Genomic DNA, 23,316 nt, shown 5'->3' on the forward strand with positions numbered 1-23,316 from the left:
GCATCTGATCGCTGTCTCATCGAAGGGTGGCTCGATGAGCAGCGGCAACAGGATGGTCGATCGTGTGCACCCGAGCGGTTCTGCGCAGATGGCCGCCCGCAGAGCCCGTGTGCGGATGCGCCGGCGAACGGTGGGCACCAGGCGCCCGCAGCCGTTGACCGCCGGGGAGGTCGCCCTCGGCGTGGACACTCATCGGGATAGGGTCGTCACCGCCGTCGCCGGTGTCGTCTCGGTGGCGATCGCCTTCCTGCTGCCGGAGATCCGGCTCGACCAGACCACGACGCTGCGGCAACGCCTGGTGCCGCTGGCCGACCGACGGGTGCTGAAGGTTTTGCTCGTCAGGCTGGTCGCGTTCATCGGCATCTTCCTCCCCTTCACCTATATGAGTGCGGTCTTCGAGCCCGCGACTGGCGGCGACCAGTCCCGGCTCGCCCTGCTGCTGGTGTTCGGCATCGCGGCCACGGCGGGGAACCTGACGACCGGCTCGCTGGCCGACCGGTACGGCCCCCGGCTCGTCGTCATCGGTGCCACCATGGGCGTGGCCGCGGTTTTCCTGTTGATGTTGCCCGCCCGGGAGACATTCGTGCTGGTGGCCGTCATGAACGGCCTGAGCGGCGTGGTGTCCTTCTCGGTCATCGGCCCGCAGCAACACCGCATCATCGGCTACGCGCCGCCGGGGAGCGCGTCTCTGGTCACCTCGCTCAACATCTCCACCGCGCACCTGGGGAACTTCCTGGCCAGCGCTCTCGGTGCGGTCATCCTCACCACCGCTGGCTCAGCGGCGCTGCTGCCGACAGCGGCGGTCTTCGCTCTCACCGCGGCCTTGCTCACCTGGTGGTACACCCGCGCGGCGGGCGGCGACGGAGCTAGCCCCGCCGCGGACACAACCGATTCGACGGTGGCCACCCGGTGATCCTGGGCGTCGGCCGGGATCACGTCGTACCGACACCTCCGAGAGGATTCGCATGACCATCGAAGCTGCCCTTCTGCGGCGGGTTCGCTCACTACAGCCATCCCTGGCAGCGCTTGTTCACCCGGACCTGGCTCCGCCTCGCGGAGCTGGACCCTAACGCCTTCGCCGAGTACACCCTGCTGCACGCGCTCTCCGACGGCCATCTGGACTCGCTCCAGGCCAGTGAAAGGCTGGAGTTGCGTGCCGGGCTGATGCCTTCCCCGGCATGGTCGCGATCGCCGAGCTCATCAGCCGTCTGGACATCAGCGAGTACTTGCCGAAGATCACCGCGCCCACTCTGGTGGTCGGCATGAAGAAGGACCAGCTCGTGCCGCTCAGGTACGCCAGGCGATTCCACGAAGCGATCCCGGACAGCAAGTACACCGAGATCGATTCCGGCCACATGGTGGCGTTGGAGAAGCCCGCGGAGTTGCTCGCCCTGATCGAGGACTTCCTGGAGACCGGCCAGGGGACCGCCCAGGTCCGCTAGCGCCCCGGTCCTGCCGCCGCACGCCCGTTCCACGATCCGTCATGGAGAAACCAGAGGGATATCCGGTATGAGCAGCCACATCCTGGTCATCCACCGATGGCATGACCGGTATGCGCTCTACGACCGCTACATCGATCACGGTACCCATCGGGTCACATATGTCTGCACGGAACTGGGGGCGAACTCCGTTCCGCGGGATGCGGCCGCGCTGCGCGTCGTGTCGGCGACCCACGACCTCGCCGAGGTGATGGCGGCGGTGACCGACCTGGCCGCCCTGTTCGGGAGTCCGGACCGGGTGGTCGCCCTGCACGAGGGCGACCTGGACACAGCGGCCGCGGTACGGGAACGGCTGGGCTGTGCAGGACAGGACCCGACCGAGCTCGCCCGCTTCCGCGACAAACTGGTCATGGCGGAGACGGTGGCCGGAGCAGGGGTCCGCGCACCGGCGTTCGCCGACGCGCCAGACGGGCAGCGGTCGTCGTAGCCGACCGGACCTCATCCCTCACAGCTCATGCAGAAGTCGATACCGGTCGAGAGCATGCGTGCCATCGTGCCTGTGCTTCCTCCCTGCGACTGTCCATGTGCCTACGGGACGATGGGGTAATCGGTGAACTTCTCGGGGTGGACCGTGGCGACGCAGTTCATCGTGGTCTGGTCCGAGATGCCGAAGACCTTCATCAGGTGCACCGGATCTCCGGTCTCGCATGCCTCGTCCAGAATCCGGTCGATACGCAACTGGCGGGCGTTGAAGCCGAGTTGCTGGAAGATCCGCTGGAAGGCGTAGGGGCTCATCAGCGGAGCAGCAGGATCGTGCGCCGAGACCCGCGTGATGAACAGGTGCGGGTTGGTGGAGTACGGCCAGCGCGTGGACCGATCCTTGGGCATGGTGGCGATCACCGCCAGGGTGAGCTCGTCCAGGTAGACGAGCCGGACCAGCTTCCCGGAGGCATCCCGCAGGCCAAGCGTGCCCTTCGACCGGTCCAGGCCCTTCAGCTGCGCCCCGCGGATGGCGTGCGCGCCCAGGGCGTGGATGGCCGCTAGCGCGACCGCGACCTTGCCGACGGGGGTGGGGGCACGGTCGATGAGTCCGGCGAGCCGGCCCGAGGGGACCGGGCGCAGGACGACGGTGCGGCGGCTGGCGCTGACCTTGCGCGCCGGATCGTGGAAGATGGCCCGCTCGCGCTTGAGCGCCTGGAACAGCGACCGCAAGGCGTAGAGAACAGTCACACCGTCGATATCGTCGACCGCTGCCTGGACCTGATCGGCAGTGATCTCACGCAGGGAGGCGACGGATGGTCCCCAACCTTCGAGAATCGGGACCAGGCAGCCCAGGTACCCCGACACCGTTTTCCACGGCATGGTGCGTGATTCCCGTCGGCCTTCACCACGCAGCACCGCGATCCACACGTCCACTTCGGCGAGCAGGTGCGCTGGTAGCCGCTGACGCAGTCGCGCTGCGCCGGCCCGGTCGGGATCGGCGCGCCGGACGTGATCAGGGACGAGCAGGCCCGTTCCGTCAGGAAGGGGAGATGCTCACGGAGGGTCCGTTCCTGTTCTGCGATGAAGCGTTGTGAGGCCCAGCGCATCTCGGATGAGCCGTTCAAAATCTGGCGGCTGGACGGTATCCATGGAGGGCCGCAATCAGTGGCGTTACCTCGAATATTGGTCGATGCCGCCGCGCCTTACCCGGTGCCTGAGGGCAGAGCAGACCGAGTCAGTGGGGACCAGTTGGGGACCACACGGTTTGCGCGATGGCGCACGACTGGCCTCCTACGCACAACTTGCGCCCCATTAAGCCTGCTATGTTCTGGTATTGCCCCTGGCTCTTATTCCTGGGGGTCAAGGGGTCGCAGGTTCAAATCCTGTCGTCCCGACTGGAGACGGTCGTAGATCGGGGCCGGTTTCGGAAGCATTCGAAACCGGCCCTTGATCATTCTTGGGACAGTCGGGGACAGCCGCCCGTGCGATCATCCGGTACGAGACCGCCGAGTACACCTTTGGCCAGCGGTACGGCCCCCAAAACACGCCTGTATCGGAGGAAGCCGTACCTCTGGGATCACGGATTAACGGAGGCGCTGGGGTCGCGGCTCGACTTCGGTTCGGTGGGCATGATCCGTTCGGCCTGTCCCGCGCGGCGGCGGAGTAGGGCCAACGAGGCCAGAACAGCGAGTAGTTCGACAGCCGCCGCTGTCCAGCCGACCGCCGCGGCGCCCCCTTCGGCGAGTGCCGCGGAACCGAGGAAGCCCCCGGCGGAGATGCCGACGTAGATAGCGCTGCTGTTCAGGGAGAGGACGACGCTCGCCGACTCCGGGGCCAGCTGCACGAGGCGGTGCGACTGGATGGGTGCGAACGCCCAGCCGAAGATGCCCCAGGTGACAAGGCCGACAACGGCCCAGCCTGCTCCCGTGGCACCGCCCACGCCCAGTGAGCCCAGAAGGCCGAAGGAGGCGAGCGCGAACAAGAGGCCGGTCGTGGTGACTACGGTGAGTTTCGGTGCGGGAAAGCGGTCGGCGGCCCGGCCGCCCAGGTGATTGCCGGTAACAGCTGCCAGGCCGTAGATGGCCAGCCAGATGCTCAGCATGGTGCCGTGCACGTTCCCCACCTCGTCGAGCACGGGGCTGAGGTACGTCAGCAGGGTGAACGCGCCGGCGATCCACAGGACTGTGACGCACAGCGCACTGGGCACTCCCGCGGTTCGTGAGGCCGCCACGCGGGTGCGCAGGTCTGCGGGCGGGTTCGGCGGCAGTGGCGGGAGCAACAACACCAGGCCCAGGCAGGCCAGGGCACCGAGAGCCGCTACCACCAGGAAGGTGGTGCGCCAGCCGAACGCGTTGCCGATCAGTGTGCCCAGCGGCACACCGACGGCGGTGGAGACGGCGATGCCCGCACTGACTGTGCTCAGCGCACGACCACGCTGCTCGGCAGAGACCAGCGAGGGGACGACCGCCACTGCTCCGGGACTGAACACCGCCGCAGCCAGGCCCGCCAGGACCCGGATGGCGATCATCGTCTCGTAGGAGTCGACCAGCGCGGCGGCCACATTGGCGGCGGCGAACACCGTCAGGCTGGAAATGAGCACAGGGCGCCGCGGCAGGTTGCCGAGCGCCACTGCGAGCAGCGGCGCGCCGAGGGCGTAGGCCAGCGCGAACGCGCTCACGAGGTGGCCCGTGTCGCTGTCCGACACGCCGAGGTCGCGGCCCATCTCGGGCAGGAGCCCGGCGATGACGTAGCCGTCGGTGCCTATGGCGAACAATCCGACCGCGAGAAGGATGAGCCAGGCGCGGGTGGACATGGGGGAGGGCCTCCAGGAGGGCTTCGAGATACGTACGGGGGGAAGCAGGGCTTGCGCGCTGCCGCTGGACGGGCTCCGGGGACGTTCCGCCCGGTTCCCGCCAGGCTCGTCAGGGGCTCACGTGCAGCCGTCCGGGTGCGCGGCGTCAGCGCTTGCTTCCCTCGACATCACTGTGTGCGGTCCTCGTTCGTTCGGTCGCTGCCCGGCCTGAGCGCAGGCGACCCGACCCGGCTGTCATGACCTGGGCAGATGTGCGCGTAGCTCAGGCAACACTGTTCCGGGGCGGAAAGACCTCCGCCAAGGAGCAGAACCGTCAGGCCCCGCCAAATTCCTGCCGGTTGGCGCCAGTGACACGGCCGTTGCGCACCCTCGTCGCCCGCGCCAGGTCGTCGGTCAGGTCGGCCACGGGGCGGCGCAGCGCGCTCGGCAGGTCCGGTCGCGCCAGCAGCTCCCGGGCGGCCGCGAGTGTCTCAGGAGTGGCGCTGTGCCGCGGATAGAGGGCCTTGATCAGCAGGTCCAGCACAAGGTCGCCGTGATGGGCCAGGCGCGGGGCTTCGGCGAAGAACCTGTCCACATAGACATCGGTCAGTTCGGTCTGTTCGGCTGCCAGAAGCCGGAGGCCAGGGCGAGCAGGCCGTAGTTCGACAGCCCGCCCGAGGAGAACACCGCCTTCCATGCGGCCTTCTTTGCGCCGGAGTCCGGCAGCGCGGAACGGCACTTCATCGCCGCGTCGTCCGCATCGGACCCCGGATCCTCGGCATGAGCCCGGTCCACCTCCTCGGCGCTGAACGCGCCCAACACGGTCAGCCGCAGCCGGATCCGCCAGCGGAGGTCACTGTCGAGCACCAGCCCGGCCGGCAGCGACGATCCCCGGCCTTCTGCCTCGGAGCGAAGCCAGCCCGCGAGTTCGTCCGCATCGTGCGAGAAATCGATGAGGGCGCGCAGCAGGGCCAGCGCGGTCTGGTCGCCCGGCTGCGTGCGGGCCAGCCGCTCACGCAGGGCGGCGGTCACCCTGCCCATGGTGGACGGCCGGTCGGCGGGCGACAGGAACCGGTCGGCCACCTCGAACCGGGCCTGCTCGAGCACCTCGGTCAGGATGGACAGCTCCGGCTCGTCCGCCAGCATGCCGGCGACCAGAGCCAGATGGGCGGCCGCAGGGTAGCTGCCGTCCTGAACGGACAGCAGCAGCTGGCACCACACCATCGCCCGGTTGATCGGGGTCAGTCCGGGCAGCAGCCGAGGGAGCGCGGCGAGGGACCTGTGGTCGAACCGGATCTTCGCATAGGTCAGGTCACCGTCGTTGAGCAGTACCAAGGCAGGTTCGGGCAGGCCGACGAGCTCCGGCAGCTCGGTGCGCGGACCGCTGAGGTGTGCGCGCTTCAGCGTTCGCACGCCATCCTCGTCGTAGAGGCCGATGTCCAGGGTGTGCGGGCGCAGGACCGGGTGGCTCTCGGGAGCGGACTGCTCCACGGCTGCGGAGACGATGCGGCCGTCGTGTGTTACGAAATCCGCCCGGAGGGTGTTCAGGTTCGCCGACCTCAGCCATGCGTCCGACCAGGTGCCGATGTCCAGGCCGGCGGATGCGTCGAGGACGGAGTCCAGCGCGGCGAGGAAGTCGGCGTAGGAGGCGGTGGAGTGAGCATGCCGTTCCATGAAGGTTCGCAGACCCTCGCGGAGTGCGTCATCGCCGATCGCGGTGGCGAGTTGTCGCAGCGCCGAGTGCCCTTTGAAGTAGGAGATCCGGTCGAGGTCCAGCAGCGCGGACGCCATGTCCCCGGCCTCCAGGTTCACCGGGTGGGTGGAGGGGCGCTGGTCGGCGAGATAGGCCTGGCCCTTTCGGCGAGCCGCGAACGTGGTGGGTGGCCCGGTGAAGCGGGTGACATCGCTGGTGATGCGATGGGCCAGGTAGTCGGCGAACGCCTGGCCCAGCCACAGGTCGTCCCACCACGCGCTGGTCACCAGGCCCGCCATCCACATGAGGGAGATGCCGTGGGCGAGCACGACGGCGCGGGTCTCGCGCTCGCTGTCGGTGGCCGCCGAGCTGAACACGTACTGCTCGCGCAGCAGCACCAGACCCGGATGATCCAGGGACAGGACGCTGAACTCGGGGACGAACATCTGGTCGAACTTGGGCGAGGGGTAGGGCACTCCGAAGAGCCGGGCGCACTCGTCGAGACACTGGCGCGTGACCTCGAACAGCTCCTCGACGTCGCTCTTGAGCGCGTCGGCGAGGGAGGCCCGGCAGTGCAGACCCAGCCGGATCGCTCCGTGCCGGGAGTGGAACGACTCGTACGGGCCGGCGGCAAGGGTCGTCAGGTAAGTGGCCTGCGGTTCGGTCGGGCCGATGCGCCAGCGACCGGCGCCCGTCGCGACCGCCTCGCCGGTCGCGAGCACCTGCCAGTTGGCCGGCACGGTGACGTCGAAGGTGAACGGCGCCTTCAGGTCCGGCTGGTCGAAGCAGGCGAAGATCCGCGGGGCCTGGTCCACATAGGGAAAGCCGTACACGTAGACGTTCTCGTCGGCCGGGTCGACGTATCGGTGCAGGCCCTCGTTGTTCTTCGAGTAGTGCATGTCCGCCACGACGGTCAGCTCGTTGTCGGCGCCGAGGTCGGTCAGGGGCAGCCTCCCGTCGGTGAGCGAAGTCGTGTCCACCACACGGCCGTTGAGCTCCGCGGACAGCAGAGCCGCCGGCTGGACGTCGAGGAAAGTGCTCTCGCCCGGGCGATCCGACCGGAAGCGGATGGTGGCGACGGAGCGGAAGACATCGTCTCCGCCAGTGAGGTCGAGGGCCACCCGGTACGCGTCCACGGTGACCTTCGAGGCACGGTCGACCGCCTCGACCTTGGTGAGGCTGGGCATGATGACCTCTTTCGCGGCGTCGGTGATGGGTCGAACTGAGAAACATTGCATGAAGCAGAGGTGTGGAATGCAGGAGAGAGCGGCTCTTGGGAGAGGTGACATTTCGGCCCCAAAGAGCACCGCGGGCCATGTCCTGGGGGTCGCGGAATCTCGCCGTCTGAAGTGACCGGAGGATATCGCCCGACCGTCGGTGACGCTGCAGACATGGGGCGGATATTTTGCGGGACTGTAAAAGCCTTAAGCGATTTGACGGACGCCTGTCAACAGGGCAAATCGGGTCCATCTTCGCTCCTTTCGATACTTTCCCTGTTCTTTGTTCAAGTGAGGAGGGGGCGCAGCTGAACACGCTGCGCCCACCTGCTGGGCGCCCGGTGATCAAGGTAGTGACCAGCCGCTATCTGGCGTATGGCGGCAACGGTGAGTGTGGCCGACACTCCTGGCGCAATCGTTTCGGTGCTGTCGTTCCCTCGGTTCAAGGGGCGGAAGTTGCACTGTTTAACTTCCTGGACGGAGCGGGAGACCGATGGGTATGCTCGCTTGCGGTAATCGCTTTCTGTGAGTCATCGATTCAGTCCGAGAATTAATTGGGGCGGCGAGGTGCTGAAGCAGTGAACGAAGGACAAGGCGGGTCTGGTATAAGGCCGTTAGTTATTCTGGTTGCATCTGGAATGCAGCCATATCGCGAGTATCTTCTCCGCTCCATCGGGCAAAGGTTCCGGGTCATCTGCTGCACACCGAGGAGCCGGCGTGGGAGAAGCCCTGGCTGGACGGGTGGACGGTCGTTCCCGACACCTGTGACGGCCCTGCGATGGCCAAGGTCGCCGAGGAGCTGAATGCCCGCACGCGGGTCAGTGGAGTGCTCTGCTGGGACGAGGTGCGCATCCATCCGACGGCGTACGTCGCGGAGGCGCTGGGACTGCCCGGCGGTGACCCCTCGGTCCTGTGGCGTCTGCGTGACAAGGGCCAGTGCCGGGTGGCGCTCGCGGCAGCGGGTGTGCCGCAGCCGGCCTCCGCGCCCGTGTCCGACCTCACGGGAGCGCTCACGGCCGCCGAGCGGATCGGCTACCCGGTGATCCTCAAGCCGCGGGGACTGGGCGCGAGCCTGGGGGTGATCAAGGCGGACGACCCGGGCGCGTTGCGGGACGGCTTCTCCTTCACCAGTTCCATCGAGGTACCGCCGTCCGTGGTCTACAACTCCCCTGAGCCGTACCTTGTCGAGGAGTGCGTCACCGGCGAGGAGATCAGCGTCGACGCGGTGGTGTGCGACGGCGTGGTCAGCCCGGTGTTCGTGGCGCGCAAGGTGGTCGGCTACCCGCCGTACGCCGAGGAAGTCGGCCACTTCGTCGACGGGGCCGACCCCCTCCTGGCGGACCCCGAGCTCCGCCGGGTGCTGTCCGACACCCACGCCGCGCTCGGCGTTCGGGACGGGTGGACACACAGCGAGTTCATGCTCACCGACACGGGGCCGAAGCTGATCGAGGTCAACGGCAGGCTGGGCGGGGACCTGATCCCCCGCCTCGGGCAGCTGGCGACCGGCATCGACCCGGGCCTGGCCGCCGCCTCGGTCGCCTGTGGGCGAGAGCCGGATCTGCGCATGACCCGCAGTCAGGTGGCGGGAGTCCGCTTCCTGTACGTGGACAAGGACGACACCGAGATCGCGTCCGCCGGCTTCCCGAACCGGCTTCCTGACGCGGTCGACGAGGCCGTGACCCTGGCGGCGCCGGGAGCCGTCTTCTCCCCACCGCCGAAAGGCACGGTCTGGGGCCGGATCGCCTATGTCGTCGCGACCGGCACCTCCAGGGAGAGGTGCCTGGCGGCGCTGGACGCCGCGGAGACCGCTTTCGCCTACAGCGCACGCTGAGGGCCCGCAGGGGGAAGTGCGCGTACTCGGTCACCGGACTTCGTGGTCCGGCGAGAAGGCCGCGCGTAGAAGACGAGTGAGAACGAAACTCGCCAGAAGCGGGGAGAACTTGATGGAATCGCCAGCCAGGGTTTCACTGGCCGACTTATCGACCGGCATTTCGGTGCGGTTCAACGCCGAGGACGAAGCCCACGTCAGACGGCTCGCGGAAATGGACGACGAACTTCCGCCGATCATCGTGCACCGACAGACCATGCGGATCATCGACGGAGTGCACCGCTACCGCGCGGCGATCATCAGAAAGCATCAGTCGATTCGTGTCGAGTTCTTCGACGGTTCGGAGGAGGACGCCTACATCCGCGGCGTGCAGGCCAATGTCAGACACGGCCTGCCTCTCACCCTCGCGGAGCGGAAGGCGGCGGCCGAACGTGTCATCCGCATGCGGCCCGAGCTGTCTGATCGCGCCCTTGCGGGGATCACCGGGCTCTCCGCCAAGACGGTGGGTTCCATTCGGCGGAGTTCAACCGGGAGAGAAGCGCAGTTGAACGCCCGCGTCGGGCTGGACGGCCGGGTACGGCCGGTGAATGTCGAAGAGGGGCGCCGCCGTGCCCTGGAGATCATCCGTCAGGACCCCAACGCCTCGGTCAGGGAGATCGCCCGAGCCGCGGGAGTCTCGGTGGGCACGGCCCACAACCTCCGCACACAGCTGAACAGTGCCCGGACGGCGGGAGCCCACCCCGGCGGCGACTCGGCGCTGCACTCCGTCACCGTGAGGGCGGCGAACGCCGGCGCCGAGGAGTCCACGGGCGACGACGAGCCCTCGCCGGCGACTGCCACCGTCACCCCCGTCCTGGCCCACCGGACCCACCGGAGCACGCCGCGGCGGGAGTCGTCACCGGACGTGTCCCACCGGCTCTTCGCCCGCCTGGAGGGCCTCAGGCGCGACCCGTCGCTGCGCTTGACGGAACGAGGGCGAGCCCTACTGGTGTGGTTGGGCCGCCGGCTGACGACATATGGCGAAGCGGCGCGAGAGCTCGACAACATCCCACCCCACCTGGTGCCGGTCATAGCCGACCTGGCGCTGGAGTGTGCGGACGAATGGCGGCGGCTGGCGGCCGAGTTGCAGAGCCGAAACCGGCAGACGCCCCGTGAGGGATCGAGCGCCTGATGGATCGAGCCCTGAGAGATCGAGGGAGACACCGTGATCATCGGTCTTGACCACGTTGGTGTGGCGACCGGGGATCCGGCGGGAGCCGGATCGCTGCTCGCTCTGCTGGGCCTGTCCATGGAGGACCGGGGCGAGGCCGCGGACTACGGCGTGGACTGCGAGTTCTGGACGCCCGCGGAGGGCGGCCCCGCCGTCGAACTGGTCTCCCCACGAGACGAACAGGCAGCCGTCAGCGGGCGGCTCGCGCGGAAGGAGCAGGGCCTCTACCACGTGGCCTTCGAGGTGGATCATCTCGAAGGCGAACTCGACCGGCTGCGGCGCGAAGGGTTCGTGCTGGTGGACGAGGAGCCCCGGGCAGGGGCCCGGGACGGCATGCGCGTGGCCTTCGTGTACGCGCGGCGGCCCGCCGCACTCTTGATCGAGCTGGTCGAGTACCGGCGGTCGGACGTGCCCTCGTGAACGTGGCCGTCGTCGGTGGTGGTCTGGCCGGCGCGGCCCTCGCCTGGCGGCTGTCCCGCCGTGGTGTGCGGGTCACGCTGTTCACCGGCGGTTCCGGCCGCCGGTGGACGGACGCCACGGGCGCGTCCGGTGGACTGGTCCGTGGGTTCGAGCCGGATCCGGCGGCCGCCGCCGTCGCCGCGGAGAGCCTGGCCGAGTTCCGGCGCGATGCGGTACTGCGTTCCTGGGCCGGATACCAGGAGTTGACCTCCACCTATGTCCTGGCCGCGGACAGCGACCCGGACCGGGCCGAAGCGGCGGTGTCCGCGGTGGACGGCATCCTGCCCGGATCGGCCACTCTCCGTCCCGCAGCCGGCCTCGCGCCCTTCCGGGGGCTGCCCGACGGTGCGCTGGCGGTCGTGGAGCTGCACGCCGGTTACATCTCGCCCGCCCGCTTGCGCAACTCCCTGGTCGCCGACGCGGTCGCGGCGGGAGCCGAGTTGTGTCACGTGCCGGTGGCCGGGGCACGTCCCGACCCGGCGGTCGTGCTTGCGGACGGCACGGTCCGCCGCTGCGACAACCTGGTGCTGGCCGTGGGTGCGTGGACGCCTCGACTGCTGGACGAGTGGGGGCTGCCCGGCCAGCGGCTGCGCACCAAACAGATCCAGTACACGCTCGGACGTGCCGCGCCGCCCGGCCTCGGCGCGTTCGTCGACGACACCTCGGGGCTGTACGGGCGCCCGGTGTCCGCCGGGCTCTTCCTGCTCGGACTTCCGTCCGACCGATGGCAGATCGACCCGGCCGACGTGGCGGCCGATCCGGCGCTGGCGCGCCGGGTGACCATCCGCGCCGCGGAACGGCTGGGCCTGGGCGCCTGGCCCGGCGCGGCGGCCAGAACGGTGGCGGCCCTGGACTGCTACCCCGCCGGCCGCGGCGGTCTCAGACTGCGCGCCGCCATGCCCGGATCCCCCGTCTTCACCTTCACCGGGGGAAGCGGCGGCGCGGCGAAGACCGCGCTCCTCGCCGCCCGTCGGGCCGCTGCCGAACTCGTCGGCTAAGAAAAGATCCCGTTCACGAAAATAAAGAAAACTGGCGTACGGAATCTTCTGTTGCCGAAATTGTGCGCCGGGTAGCGTGAATTTCCGAACCCCTTCACCGATTCGCAGCGATGTCACCGAGATTGGGGATTACGTTGGTGCGCAACGAAGTGGAAGTGCTTGCCCTGGGGGCAGGTCCGGCCAATCTGGCCCTCGCCGTGGCCATGGAGGAGCTGGCAGCCGAAGAAATCGCCGCCGGCACCTACGTCGCCGAGGCACACGACAGCGTCGTTTGGCAGCGCGGGATGCTGCTCCCGTGGACGCAGAGTCAGGTTTCCTTTGTCAAGGACCTGGTGACGCTGCGAAACCCGCGCAGTAAATTCTCATTCATCAATTTCCTGCATTCGGTGGGACGGCTGGACGAGTTTGTGAATCTCGGCACCTTCACTCCGTACCGCCAGGAGATATCCAATTATCTCCAGTGGGTGGCGGACTCGATGAGCCGGGTGCGCATCGGCTATGGCAAGCGTGCGCTGTCCGTGGCCCCCACGTGGAACGCGGACGGGCAGGTCGAAGGATGGCTGACCCGGTTCGCCGACGACACCGAGACACTCTCCCGGCACCTCGTCATCGGCACGGGCCGCGATCCGCTCGTCCCCGAGGAGTTCGCCGGTCTGCCGGCCGACCGGCTCATCCACAGCAGCACGTACGCCGAGCGCATCGCCGATGTGGACGCCTCGGCCACCCGCCGCATCGTGGTGATCGGTGGCGCGCAGAGCGCGGCCGAACTGCTGTGGGCCGCCCATCAGGAGTTCCCGTCCGCCGAGACGACGATGGTGATGCGCTCGATCGGCTTGCGGAACTACGAGTCGAGCAAGTTCACCAACGAGATCTTCTACCCGTCGTTCATCGACGAGTTCCACGCCGCGGCCCCGGAGGCGCGCGGCCAGCTGCTGCGGGAGATGCACCTGAGCAACTACGGCGGACTGGCGCCGGCGATGCTCGAGACGCTGTACCGCCAGCGCTACCTCGAGCGACTGAGCGGCGAGGAACGGCTCCGGATGATCACCATGACCGACGTCCTCGCCACCCGCGTCGAGGACGACGAGGTCGTGCTGTCGCTGGTCGACCGCCGCACGGGCCGGACCGACGAACTGCGCTGCGACCTGGTGCTGCTCGGCACGGGCTTTTGCAGCGCGATGCCCGCGCTGGTGCAGGGGCTCGCGGCTGAACTGGGCATCGACGAGGTCACCGTGGACCGCGGCTACCGCCTCCAACTGCCCGCCACCGACGGCGCCTCCTGCTATCTCCAGGGCGTCAACGAGGCCACGCACGGAATCGCGGACTCGCTGCTCAGCGTGCTGGCCAGCCGGTCCGGGGACATCGTCAAGGGCCTGCTGGCCGGACGCCGCGCGGTTCCCGCATTCGCCGAGATCGGCTGACAGCCGGTCATCACCGATCCGGAATTTCGAACGGAGGACCATCGTGCCCATGGAGATCCGTCCGCTGCGGCGGCAAGAGCTCCAGCTCGACAACCAACTGCGCGCCCAGCGCCTGATGCCGTGGCCCTTACTGAACGCCCCCTTCGAGGGGTCGTGGTGCGTCGCGGAGCCCGGGGTGTCCTCGGGGGCACACGGGCACCACGAGTACGAGATCTGGATCGCGCTGCGGGGAACCGCGGAGATCCTCACGGAGGGGCGCCGCGTGCCGTTCTCGGCCGGCGACGTCATCCACTTCACCCCCGAGACGGTCCACCAGCTGGTGAACACCTCGGACGAGGCCTTCGAGATGTACGCCATCTGGTGGGACGCCGACCTCGTGGCGGGCTTCGCCGACCGGCACACCGCCGCTCACGCGGCCGTCGAGGCGGGGAGCGAACGGACATGACCGCACGCCCGCGCATCATCATCCCGGCCACCCCCACCCCCAACGGGGACCTGCACGTCGGCCACATCGCGGGGCCGTACCTCGCCGCCGACATCTACGCACGGTGGCTGCGCGCGGAGGGCGAGCGGGTGACCCTCACCACCGTGACGGACGACAGCCAGAGCTACGTCGTCACCACGGCGGCCCGGCGGGGCGTCACCCCCGAGCGGCTGTGCGCGGAGTCGACCGCCGCGATCGGGCGGTCTCTCGCCGCACTGGGCATTGAGCTGACCTCGCCCGGTGACCGGGCTCTGCCGCCGGTCGACGACCGCTACCGGGCCGCGGTCACCGGCTTCGTCGCGGCGCTGCGCGCATCGGGCCGACTGCGCCTGCGCACGGTTCGGCTGCCCTACGCCGAGGAGAGCGGCGTGTATCTCTACGACGGCCTCCTCAGCGGCCGTTGTCCCAGCTGCGAGGCGGCCAGCGCGGGAGGGGTGTGCGAGGACTGCGGCCATCCGAACAACTTCGACCAACTCCTCGAACCGCGCTATTCACTGCGGCCGCAGGAGCCGGTGTCCTTCCGTGAGCAGAGCATTCTCGTGCTGCCCATGGAGGAGTACCGCGCCGAGCTGGAGGAGCGGTTCGCGGCCACCGCCGAACGCTGGCGTCCGCACCCGCTGCAGGTCGTGCGTGAATTGCTGGACCGTCCGTTGCCGGAGATCCCGGTGACGTTCCCCGGCGGCTGGGGGGTGCCGGCGCCGTTCGAGGATCTCGCCGGGCAGATCGTGTATCCGTGGGTCGAGGCCATGCCGGCCTCGATGTACGCCACATGGTGGGCCAACGGCGCCCCGGCGGACGAGCCGTACGACGCGTTCTGGCGGTCTGGGCGCGGCGCGGAGCTCGTGTACTTCCACGGGTTCGACAACGTGTATCACTGGGCTGTCATGGACCTGGCATTGCTGCTGGCGCACGGAGACCGCTATGTACGCCCGAGCGCGAGCGTCTGCAACGAGTTCTACGAGCTGGAGCACGCCAAGTTCTCCACCAGCCGCAACCATCTGATCAACGCCGGCGACCTGGTCTCCGACTGCCCCCGGGACGTCGCCCGGTTCCATCTGGCACTGACCTGCCCGGAGCGGGAGCGGACCAACTTCGACCCGGCCGAACTGGCGGCGGGCCGGCTCACCGGGCCCTGGAACGCCCTGGCCGGCCTCCTCGACACCGTTCTGGCCGGACGAGATCCGCAGGAGCCGGTGCCGGTCACGGACGCGGGCCGCCGCGACAGCGAGGCGTTCGCCGACGTCATGCGCGAGTGCTTCGAGCTGGAGACCTTCAGCCTGGCCCGGGCCGCCGCGCTGCTCCTGGCCCGCACCGAGGAACTGCGGGACGACACCACGGCCGTGGCCCGGCCCGGCGACTTCATGCTCGGGGTGCGCACCCTGCTGGCCTGGGCCGCGCCGATCATGGTGGACACCGCCGCCCTGGCCGCCGCGGACGGTGTCGACCTCAGCCTGTCGGCCGCGCGGTTCGAGAAGGTCACCCCTTTCCGCCTGCCCCGGCTCACCGAGGCGGTCCAGGCCGCCGTCTGACGTCCCGGCGCGGCCGACGCAGCGTCCGGTGACATCTACGTGTTCGACCACTCGGCATGGAGAACTTCGTGAAGTTGCTGACCATTGAGACGGTCCAGTACCTCTCCTACTACATCTCGCGCTACCAGCAGGTCGAGTCCCACGGCTTCGACCTCTACGTCCTCAATGGCGAGGGCACCCCCGACTTCTGGCCCGAAGACCGTTACCGGCTGGCCGGGAGCCGCGACATCGGCCGGATCCTCGAAGTGGCCCGTGAATGGCACAAGACGGAGCAGTTCGACGGTGTCATCACCTTCTCGGAGTCCGCCGTCATCACCGCCGCGGCTGTCGCCGAGGAACTGGGGCTGCCCGGCATCGGCGTGGAGGCCGCCAAGGCGAGCCGGAACAAGTACCTGATGAGGCTGGCCCACCAGCGCGCCGGGGCGCCGCACCCCTCCTTCCGCTACGTGGCGACGCTGGAGCAGGCGCAGGCGGCAGCGCAGGAGTTCGGCTACCCCGTGATCCTCAAACCGACCATGGGCGCAGGCAGCCACTATGTGTTCCGGATCGACGGCCCGCAGGAGATGGCGGAGCGCTTCGCCCAGGCTTCCGAGGGCATCGGCTCCCTGTTCTGGGCCCACTCCGAGGTCACCGGACTGGACCTGGGCCCGCAGGGGCTGCTGGTGGAGTCCTTCCTGGACGGCGCCGAATACCTCATGGAAGCCCTGGCCTGGGACGACGAGGTCTACCTCGGCTCGGTGGTGGACCGGATCACCGAGGAGGGCGCGACGTACGACGACGACATCCACCACGCTCCGACAGCGTTGAGCGAGGCCGACCTGAAAGCCGTGCACGATGTCGTGCGGGCGGGCATGCGGGCGCAGGGGCTGCGGCGCAGCGTCGCCCACGCCGAGGTCCGCTTCCACCAGGGCAAGCCGTACGTGCTGGAGATCGCGGCCCGGGTCGGAGGCGGCGGACTCGACGAGATCGCCCGGCTGACCGCTGACTACGACCCGATCCGGGCGGTCGCGGACATCGGCCTCGGCGTCAAACCCGCGGTCCGGCACTACGACCCCACCGGCGTGCACATCACCTCGATGTGCCTGATCTGCGACGCCGGGGTCGTGCGCCGGATCGATGTCCCCGAGGACGTCAGCGCGTCGGAGCGGGCCTTCCTGCTGAAGATCACAGCCCGGCCGGGAGACCTCATCCGGCGCCCGCCCGACGGCAACACCATCTTCGGCTTCCTCGGCACGACCGGCGACTCGCTCGAGGACGCCCGCCGAACGATGAACGACTACGCCCGCCGCATCACCGTCGAACTGGAGCCGAAATGATCGACTACGACGGCAGGAGGTTCCGGCCGGTCGGCGCGGACGACGGGGAGAACGGCCGGTCGGCCGTCTACCACCAGCACGGTGACCTTCTCTGGGGCGAGTTCTCGGGAGGGGACGCGCGACGGGGCACCCTGACCGGCGTCTGTGCCGAGAGCGGTGAGATCGAGTTCGCGTACTGCGTCGTCCTCGCCGACGGCTCCGTGGTCTCCGGGCACTGCCGCTCGGTCCCGGAAGTGCTCGACGACGGCCGGATCCGGCTCGCCGAGACCTGGGAGCGCTTCGGCCGGCACGCCGCCCGGGGCACCGGCCGGCTGGAGGAGATCCCCGCCGCGTCGCCGAACGGCGCCGCCGCCCCGCACCACAGCGCCGACCGGCCCGAAGGAGGGCGTACACGATGACGGAGACGACCACCCGGGCCGCCCGGCAGGACGGCCGCAGGCCCAAGCGGGGCGGAACCGTGACCTGGGCGTGCGCGCCAGGTTTCCCGCCGGCCGTCATCTTCCCGTTCACCCCGGCCGAACGGATGGGCACGCGGAACATCCTGGAGTTCCAGGCGCTGATGTACAGCACGCTGTACTACTTCGGCAGCAGCGGACAGCCCGAGGTGGACTACGCCCGCAGCATCGCCGAACCGCCCCAGTGGAGCGAGGACGGCCTCACCGTCACCGTCCGCGTCAAGCCCTGGAAGTGGTCCAACGGCGAGACCCTGTGTGCGGACAACGTGCTGTTCTGGGTCAACCTGATGAAGGTCAAGGGGGACCGGTACGGCGAGTACGTCCCCGGCTACTTCCCCGACAACCTCACCGACTACGGCAAGCGGTCGCAGGACACGGTCTACTTCACCTTCGACAAGGCGTACTCCCAGCGCTGGGTGTTGATGAACCAGCTCAGCACCATCACACCGCTCCCGAAGGCATGGGACCGCACCGCCGAGGGCCCCGCCAACGCCTCCGGCGACCCGGCCGACGTCGAGGCCGTCTACGCGTACCTGATGGCCGAGCAGGGCGACATCCTCGACGAGGGCAACGCGGCACGCACCCGCTGGCCCGACAGCCCGATCTGGTCGGTCGTCAGCGGACCGTGGCGGCTGAAGAGCTACACGCTCGAAGGGGTCGTCACCTTCGTCCTCAACGAGCACCATTCCGGGCCCAACAAGCCCTATCTCGACGAGTTCCGCCAGATCCCGACCTTCTCCGACGAAGAGCAGTACGAGATGCTCCAGCGGGGTCCGCGCGGTGAGGGCGCCATCCAGGTGGGATACCTGCCGCTCAGCTTCGCCACGGAGCCGGCCGAGAGCCCGGACAAGGGCGGCCCCAACCCGCTGGACCACTACCGGCTCGTACCGCAGACCGCCTACTGCATCCGCTACATCTCGCTCAACTACAACAATCCCACGGTCCGGGGAAGGCTCTTCGCCCAGCCCTATCTCCGCCAGGCCGTCCAGCTGTGCCTGGACCAGGACTCGGCGGTACGCGACATCTACCAGGGCTACGCCTACCGGCAGAACGGGCCGGTCCCCATGCTCCCCAGGACCGACCTGGTCTCTCCCGGGCAGCGCGAGGGCGCCTGGCCACTGCCCTTCGATCCGGACCGGGCGCGGCAACTGCTGGAGGCCAACGGCTGGGACACCAGCGTCACTCCGGCCGTCTGCGTCCGCCCGGGCACCGGACCGGGTGAGGCGGGCGAGGGCATCCCTGCGGGTACGCCGCTCAGCTTCCTGCTCCGCTATGTCGAGGGCCGGCCCGCGCTGACCCGGCTGATGCAGCAGCTGCGCGCGGACGCCGCCAAGGCGGGGATCGACGTCCGGCTGGAGGAGGTCTACGGATCGGTGCTGGTGGCCGAGGACGCGCCCTGTGAGGCGGGCCCCGACTGCCTGTGGGAGGCGTGCTGCTGGAACGGCGGCTGGGTCTTCCACCAGCCCACCGGCGAGATCCTGTTCAGCACCGGCGCCGGCGGCAACTTCGGCCACTGGTCGGACGCGCGCGCCGACGAGCTCATCGCCAAGACGGTGACCACCGACGACATCCAGGCCCTCTACGAGTACCAGGACTACATCGCGGAGCAGGTCCCTGTGATCTTCACACCCAACTTTCCGATCCGGCTCTTCGAGGTCTCCGAGGACCTGCACGGCTTCGAGCCGATCAACCCCTTCGGCATGATCGCTCCCGAGAACTGGCACTACCTTGAGGACTGAGACAGCTGTGGCGGTCGCCCCCGTCGCGCCCCTGGGCCACACAGCGCTGCTGGTGTTGCTCGTGCAGCTCGGTGTGCTGCTGGCGCTGGCACTGCTGCTCGGACGGCTGGCGACCCGCCTGGGCTGGCCCGCGGTGGTGGGAGAACTGTGCGCCGGGGTGCTCCTCGGCCCGTCCGTACTCGCGCCGCTTGCGCCCGCACTGTCCGGCTGGCTCTTCCCGCAACAGGCCGAGCAGGTTCATCTGCTCGATGCGGTGGGGCAGTTCGGCGTACTGCTGCTGGTCGGGATCAGCGGACTGCACCTCGACCTCGGGATGATCCGCAGACAAGGTGCGACAGCCGCCCGGATCAGTCTGTTCGGTCTCGTGGTGCCGTTGGGTCTCGGACTGGCCCTGGGCCTGGTGCTGCCCGGCTCGCTGCTGGCCGAGTCCGGTGACCGCACGGTCTTCGCGCTCTTCCTGGGCGTGGCGATGTGCGTCAGCGCCATCCCGGTGATCGCCAAGACGCTGATGGACATGCATCTGCTGCACCGGAACATCGGGCAGTTGACGCTGGCGGCTGGCATGATCGACGACGCGGTGGGCTGGCTGCTGGTGTCCGTGGTGACGGCCATGGCCACCACCGGGGTGACGGCCGGGACGGTGCTGTCGTCGGTGGCCGCGCTCGTGGCGGTAGTGCTGCTGGCGGCGCTGTTCGCCCGCTGGCCCGTGCCCGCGCTCTACCGCCGTGCCGGGCGGGCGGACGGCGCGGGGCCGGCCATCACCCTCACGGCGGTGCTGGTGCTGCTGTCCGCCGCGGGCACCCATGCCCTCGGGCTGGAGCCTCTCTTCGGCGCGTTCCTGTGCGGCGTGGCCATATCGGCGGCGGGCGGGGGCGGTGTGGTGCTGCTCGCGCCGCTGCGGGCCGTCGTCCTCGGGGTGCTCGCACCGATCTTCCTCGCGTCAGCGGGCCTGCGGATGGACCTGACCACCCTGGTCCGACCCGAGGTGGCGGCCCTCGGCGTCTCAGCCCTGGCCGTAGCCATCCTGGGCAAGTTCGCCGGGGCCTACCTCGGCGCCCGCACCAGCAGGCTCAGCGGCTGGGAGGCGCTCGCCCTGGGGGCCGGCATGAACGCCCGCGGAGTGGTCGAGGTGGTGCTCGCCATGGTCGGGCTTCGGCTGGGCGTGCTCACCACGGCCACCTACACCGTCGTCGTCCTGGTCGCGGTGGTGACCTCGGTGATGGCCCCGCCCGTCATCAAGTTCGCGATGGCCCGTATCGAACCGACCCCTGAAGAAGAACGCAGACGGCGGTTGCACCTCGGCGACAGCCCGCGGCGAGACACAGCCGACCTGACAAGTGAAGGCAGGACTCAGTGAACAGCCAACCGATCGACTTCGGCATCGTGTCCTACGGGTACGCCTTCGGGGACGACTGCGACGTCGTCGCCGAGGCCGTCGAGGAGTTCGTCGACGACCCGGAGCGTGTCTACCGCTGGGGCTACAAGCGCTTCCACCGCGCCCCGGAAGGCATGACGGGCACCCAACTCGCGGCACGGGCCGCCCGGATGGCCCTCGACCGGGCGGGCCTGACCCCGGACGACGTCGACCAGTTGATCCTGGCGGTCTCCGATGTGCCCGATTACCTCAACTGGGACGCGAGCGCCGCGCTGGCGCGGGAGCTGAAGATCCATCTGAAGCCCACCCTGCTGCTCAGCGAGGGCTGCGTCAGCGGAGTGACCGGCTTCGGGAACGCGGCGGGTCTGTTCGCCGTCCACCCGGAGCTGACGAACGTCCTGTTCGTCGCGGTGAACCGGGTGAGTGAGTACCACCGCAACCGTATGAAGGTGAACAACGCCATCCACAGCGACGGTGCCTCCGCCGTCGTCCTGCGCCGTGGGCACGACGCAGGCCGGTGGCTCGCCACCGAGCAGTTCACCGACCCGGAGGTGGCCGACTGGTTCCGCACCGACTACGGCGGCTCGGTGGCCCCGGTCGCGCCCGACGGGTGGACGGTCCGTGACCACACCAACGGCCTGGAGCGCGTACAGGACCACTTCCGGGACAACCCGGCGGGGTTGCGCGACTTCGTGCGGGCTCTCAACAGCCGGCTCGTCGAGGTGGTGGACCGGGCGTGTGACCGGGCCGGGGTGAAGCGCGAGAACATCGCCAAGGTGGTCCATCTCAACGACAACCAGGGGTCGTTCGAGGAGATCGCCGAGGAGTTCGCCATCCCCGTGGACCGCACCAACGCGGCGATGGCCGCCCTGCACGGGCACATGGGCGCGGCCGACCACGTCGCCACCGTCGCGATGATGACCGAGACGGGCGAGCTCGTCCCGGGCGACGTGGTGGCCATGATCGGCATCTCGATCGGCATGCGCTGGTACTGCACCCTGGTGAGGATCTGATGACCGAGCTGATCGACGCCCTGCGCGGGGCCGTCTCCGCCGGGCATGCGCCCCCGGCCGATGTACGCCTGGCGCTGGCCGGGACCGACGACCCCGCCCTGCTGCGAAAGGCCGGACGTGCCCTGGCCGCTCTGGCCGACCCGGCGGGAGAGCTGCGGCCGGTGCGCGTGTCCGTGGTGGCCAACTGCACCGTCGGGCCGTTCGAGGCGTTGCTCCGGTCCCGCCTGGTGGGAGCCGGAGCGCTACCGGAGATCACGGCCGCCCCGTACGGGTCCTTCGAGATCACCCTGGCCACCGGCGGTTTCGACGCCGCGTCCGATCTGGTCGCCTGCGTACTGGACGAGTCCTGGTTCCTGCCGGCCGAACCGGACTTCGCCGAGCCGCAGTCGGCGGCCGGGCATCTGGAGGACCGGCTGCGACAGCTGCGGGAGCTGGTGACGGTGGCGCTGTCCACCACCAACGCCACGCTGGTGCTCCACACAGTGCCGTTGCCCGGGCACATCCGGGACACCATCGTCAGTCTCCGGGACCGCACCGCGCTGACCCGGCTGTGGTACCGGCTCAACACCGGCCTGCTGGAACTGGCGGAGGAGTTCGGCCAGGTCCAGGTGGTCGACCTGGTGGGCCTGTTGGGCGATGCCGGAGTGCGGGCCCGCGACGAGCGCCTGCACGCGTACGCCGATCTGCCCTATACCGATGGAGCGTTGCTCCTTCTCGCCGACGGGGTCCGCCGGGTGGCGCAGGCACGGCTGGGACTCTCCCGCAAGGTGCTCGCCATCGACCTGGACAACACCCTGTGGGGCGGGGTGCTGGGCGAGGTCGGTGCGGAGGGTGTGGCCCTCGGCGGTCTGTATCCCGGTAAGAGTTACCAACGGCTCCAGTGGACCGTCCGCGCCCTGCGGGACCAAGGCGTCATCCTTGTCCTCGCCAGCAAGAACGATGCCGAGCCGGTGGAAAGGGCGCTCTGCGACCACCCCGAAGCCCTGCTGCGGCCGGAGGCATTCTCGGTCAGCATGGTCAACTGGGACTCCAAGGCGGGCAACCTGCGCCAGGCCGCCGACACACTGGGGCTGAGCACCCAGTCGATGGTTTTCATGGACGACTCGGCGTTCGAGCGGGGCGAGGTCGCCGCGCGGTTGCCCGAAGTCGCACTGGTCGACGCGAGTGGGGAGCCCGCGCAGCTGGTGACCTCGCTCGTGCGGGGCGGCTGGTTCGACGTCCTGGAGCTGACGGGCACCGACCTCAAGCGCCCGGAGCTGTACCGGGCGCGAGGGCTGCGCAAGGACTTCTCGGGTGGGTTCGCCTCGGCCGAGGAGTACCTGTCGGCACTCGACCTGAAGGTCCTGATCGAGCCGGTCACCCCGTTCGGCGTCGCTCGGGCTGCTCAACTCGCGGCCCGCACCAACCAGTTCAATTTGACGGGGGTCCGGTTCGACGAGGTGTCGACGCGAGCCATGCTGACCGACCCCACCCGCCTCGTCGCGGTTGTCTCGGTCTCCGACCGGTTCGGGGACGAGGGGATCGTCGGTGCGGTGTGGGTGGACCGGTCGGCGGAGACGTGGCACGTGCTCAACCTGGTGCTCAGTTGCCGGGTCCTGGGCCGGGGTGTCGAGTTCGCTGTGGCCGGCTGGGTGGCCAGGCAGGCCGAGCAGGCCGGTGCCACCGGGCTCACCGGCGCGTTCGTGCCGTCGCCGAAGAACAGCGTGGCGGCGGGTTTCTGGGAGAAGGCCGGCTTCGAGGCCCGCGGGGACGGGCTGTTCGCCTTCGCGCCAGGTCGGGATCCCGATCCCACCCCGTCATGGATCCCCACCGAGAGCGGCCCCGCATCCGAGGCCACCGCCCACGAACCGCCCACAGGGAGTTGAC

At 69.2% G+C, this 23,316-nt stretch carries 20 protein-coding genes; 16 read left to right on the top strand and 4 right to left on the bottom strand.

The features are described 5' to 3' along the window. Positions 1-34 precede the first annotated feature (34 nt). From ABIE67_RS40570 to ABIE67_RS40580, 3 genes are all read left to right on the top strand, one after another. Positions 35-913: a hypothetical protein gene (locus tag ABIE67_RS40570; RefSeq protein ID WP_370266558.1), complete on the top strand. Its 879-nt coding sequence runs from the start codon at positions 35-37 to the stop codon at positions 911-913. 265 nt (positions 914-1,178) lie between these two features. After that, on the top strand, positions 1,179-1,442 hold the full coding sequence (locus ABIE67_RS40575) for an alpha/beta fold hydrolase (RefSeq protein WP_370266559.1): 264 nt from the start codon (positions 1,179-1,181) through the stop codon (positions 1,440-1,442). Between the two features lie 67 nt (positions 1,443-1,509). Continuing rightward, positions 1,510-1,926 (top strand): hypothetical protein, encoded by a 417-nt coding sequence (locus tag ABIE67_RS40580; protein ID WP_370266560.1) that lies wholly within the window; start codon positions 1,510-1,512, stop codon positions 1,924-1,926. 101 nt (positions 1,927-2,027) lie between these two features. On the opposite strand, the gene ABIE67_RS40585 is transcribed toward ABIE67_RS40580, so the two are convergent. From ABIE67_RS40585 to pepN, 4 genes are all read right to left on the bottom strand, one after another. Then, a complete protein-coding gene (locus ABIE67_RS40585; protein ID WP_370266561.1) occupies positions 2,028-2,801 on the bottom strand; it encodes a hypothetical protein in 774 nt (257 codons plus the stop codon). 697 nt (positions 2,802-3,498) lie between these two features. Continuing rightward, positions 3,499-4,734: an MFS transporter gene (locus ABIE67_RS40590; RefSeq protein ID WP_370266562.1), complete on the bottom strand. Its 1,236-nt coding sequence runs from the start codon at positions 4,732-4,734 to the stop codon at positions 3,499-3,501. 313 nt (positions 4,735-5,047) lie between these two features. Continuing rightward, positions 5,048-5,308: a hypothetical protein gene (locus ABIE67_RS40595; RefSeq protein ID WP_370266563.1), complete on the bottom strand. Its 261-nt coding sequence runs from the start codon at positions 5,306-5,308 to the stop codon at positions 5,048-5,050. An 11-nt stretch (positions 5,309-5,319) separates the two neighbouring features. Beyond that, the gene (gene pepN, locus ABIE67_RS40600; RefSeq protein ID WP_370266564.1) at positions 5,320-7,593 is read right to left on the bottom strand and encodes an aminopeptidase N; all 2,274 of its coding nucleotides are present in this window, start codon (positions 7,591-7,593) and stop codon (positions 5,320-5,322) included. 808 nt (positions 7,594-8,401) lie between these two features. Between pepN and ABIE67_RS40605 the strand changes: the two genes are divergently transcribed. The 13 genes from ABIE67_RS40605 to ABIE67_RS40665 all read left to right on the top strand — a co-directional run bounded on the left by ABIE67_RS40605 (position 8,402) and on the right by ABIE67_RS40665 (position 23,315). Beyond that, positions 8,402-9,454, top strand: coding sequence for an ATP-grasp domain-containing protein (locus ABIE67_RS40605; protein ID WP_370266565.1), 1,053 nt, complete (start codon positions 8,402-8,404; stop codon positions 9,452-9,454). 112 nt (positions 9,455-9,566) lie between these two features. After that, positions 9,567-10,622 (top strand): ParB and winged helix-turn-helix domain-containing protein, encoded by a 1,056-nt coding sequence (locus ABIE67_RS40610; protein ID WP_370266566.1) that lies wholly within the window; start codon positions 9,567-9,569, stop codon positions 10,620-10,622. Positions 10,623-10,655: 33 nt separating this feature from the next. Next, a complete protein-coding gene (locus ABIE67_RS40615; protein WP_370266567.1) occupies positions 10,656-11,081 on the top strand; it encodes a VOC family protein in 426 nt (141 codons plus the stop codon). Between the two features lie 2 nt (positions 11,082-11,083). Continuing rightward, positions 11,084-12,118 carry an FAD-dependent oxidoreductase gene (locus ABIE67_RS40620; RefSeq protein ID WP_370266568.1) on the top strand — a complete coding sequence of 345 codons (1,035 nt, stop codon included), beginning with the start codon at positions 11,084-11,086 and terminating at the stop codon, positions 12,116-12,118. 137 nt (positions 12,119-12,255) lie between these two features. Then, positions 12,256-13,539: a SidA/IucD/PvdA family monooxygenase gene (locus tag ABIE67_RS40625; RefSeq protein ID WP_370266569.1), complete on the top strand. Its 1,284-nt coding sequence runs from the start codon at positions 12,256-12,258 to the stop codon at positions 13,537-13,539. Positions 13,540-13,588: 49 nt separating this feature from the next. Then, a complete protein-coding gene (locus ABIE67_RS40630) occupies positions 13,589-13,984 on the top strand; it encodes a cupin domain-containing protein (protein ID WP_370266570.1) in 396 nt (131 codons plus the stop codon). Next, on the top strand, positions 13,981-15,552 hold the full coding sequence (locus ABIE67_RS40635; protein WP_370266571.1) for a class I tRNA ligase family protein: 1,572 nt from the start codon (positions 13,981-13,983) through the stop codon (positions 15,550-15,552). The genes ABIE67_RS40630 and ABIE67_RS40635 overlap by 4 nt, the downstream gene beginning before the upstream one ends. A gap of 68 nt (positions 15,553-15,620) precedes the next feature. Further along, complete coding sequence (locus ABIE67_RS40640) at positions 15,621-16,868, top strand: ATP-grasp domain-containing protein (RefSeq protein WP_370266572.1); 1,248 nt, start codon at positions 15,621-15,623, stop codon at positions 16,866-16,868. Continuing rightward, complete coding sequence (locus tag ABIE67_RS40645) at positions 16,865-17,266, top strand: hypothetical protein (RefSeq protein WP_370266573.1); 402 nt, start codon at positions 16,865-16,867, stop codon at positions 17,264-17,266. Before ABIE67_RS40640 ends, ABIE67_RS40645 begins: the two co-directional genes overlap by 4 nt. Continuing rightward, a complete protein-coding gene (locus ABIE67_RS40650) occupies positions 17,263-19,062 on the top strand; it encodes an ABC transporter substrate-binding protein (protein ID WP_370266574.1) in 1,800 nt (599 codons plus the stop codon). The genes ABIE67_RS40645 and ABIE67_RS40650 overlap by 4 nt, the downstream gene beginning before the upstream one ends. 7 nt (positions 19,063-19,069) lie before the next feature. Next, a complete protein-coding gene (locus ABIE67_RS40655) occupies positions 19,070-20,419 on the top strand; it encodes a cation:proton antiporter (RefSeq protein ID WP_370266575.1) in 1,350 nt (449 codons plus the stop codon). After that, positions 20,416-21,450, top strand: a complete 1,035-nt coding sequence (locus ABIE67_RS40660) for a 3-oxoacyl-[acyl-carrier-protein] synthase III C-terminal domain-containing protein (protein ID WP_370266576.1) — start codon at positions 20,416-20,418, stop codon at positions 21,448-21,450. The genes ABIE67_RS40655 and ABIE67_RS40660 overlap by 4 nt, the downstream gene beginning before the upstream one ends. Next, positions 21,450-23,315 carry an HAD-IIIC family phosphatase gene (locus tag ABIE67_RS40665; RefSeq protein ID WP_370266577.1) on the top strand — a complete coding sequence of 622 codons (1,866 nt, stop codon included), beginning with the start codon at positions 21,450-21,452 and terminating at the stop codon, positions 23,313-23,315. The genes ABIE67_RS40660 and ABIE67_RS40665 overlap by 1 nt, the downstream gene beginning before the upstream one ends. The last annotated feature ends 1 nt before the right edge of the window (position 23,316 follow it).

The organism is Streptomyces sp. V4I8, from assembly GCF_041261225.1.
Lineage (GTDB): Bacteria > Actinomycetota > Actinomycetes > Streptomycetales > Streptomycetaceae > Streptomyces.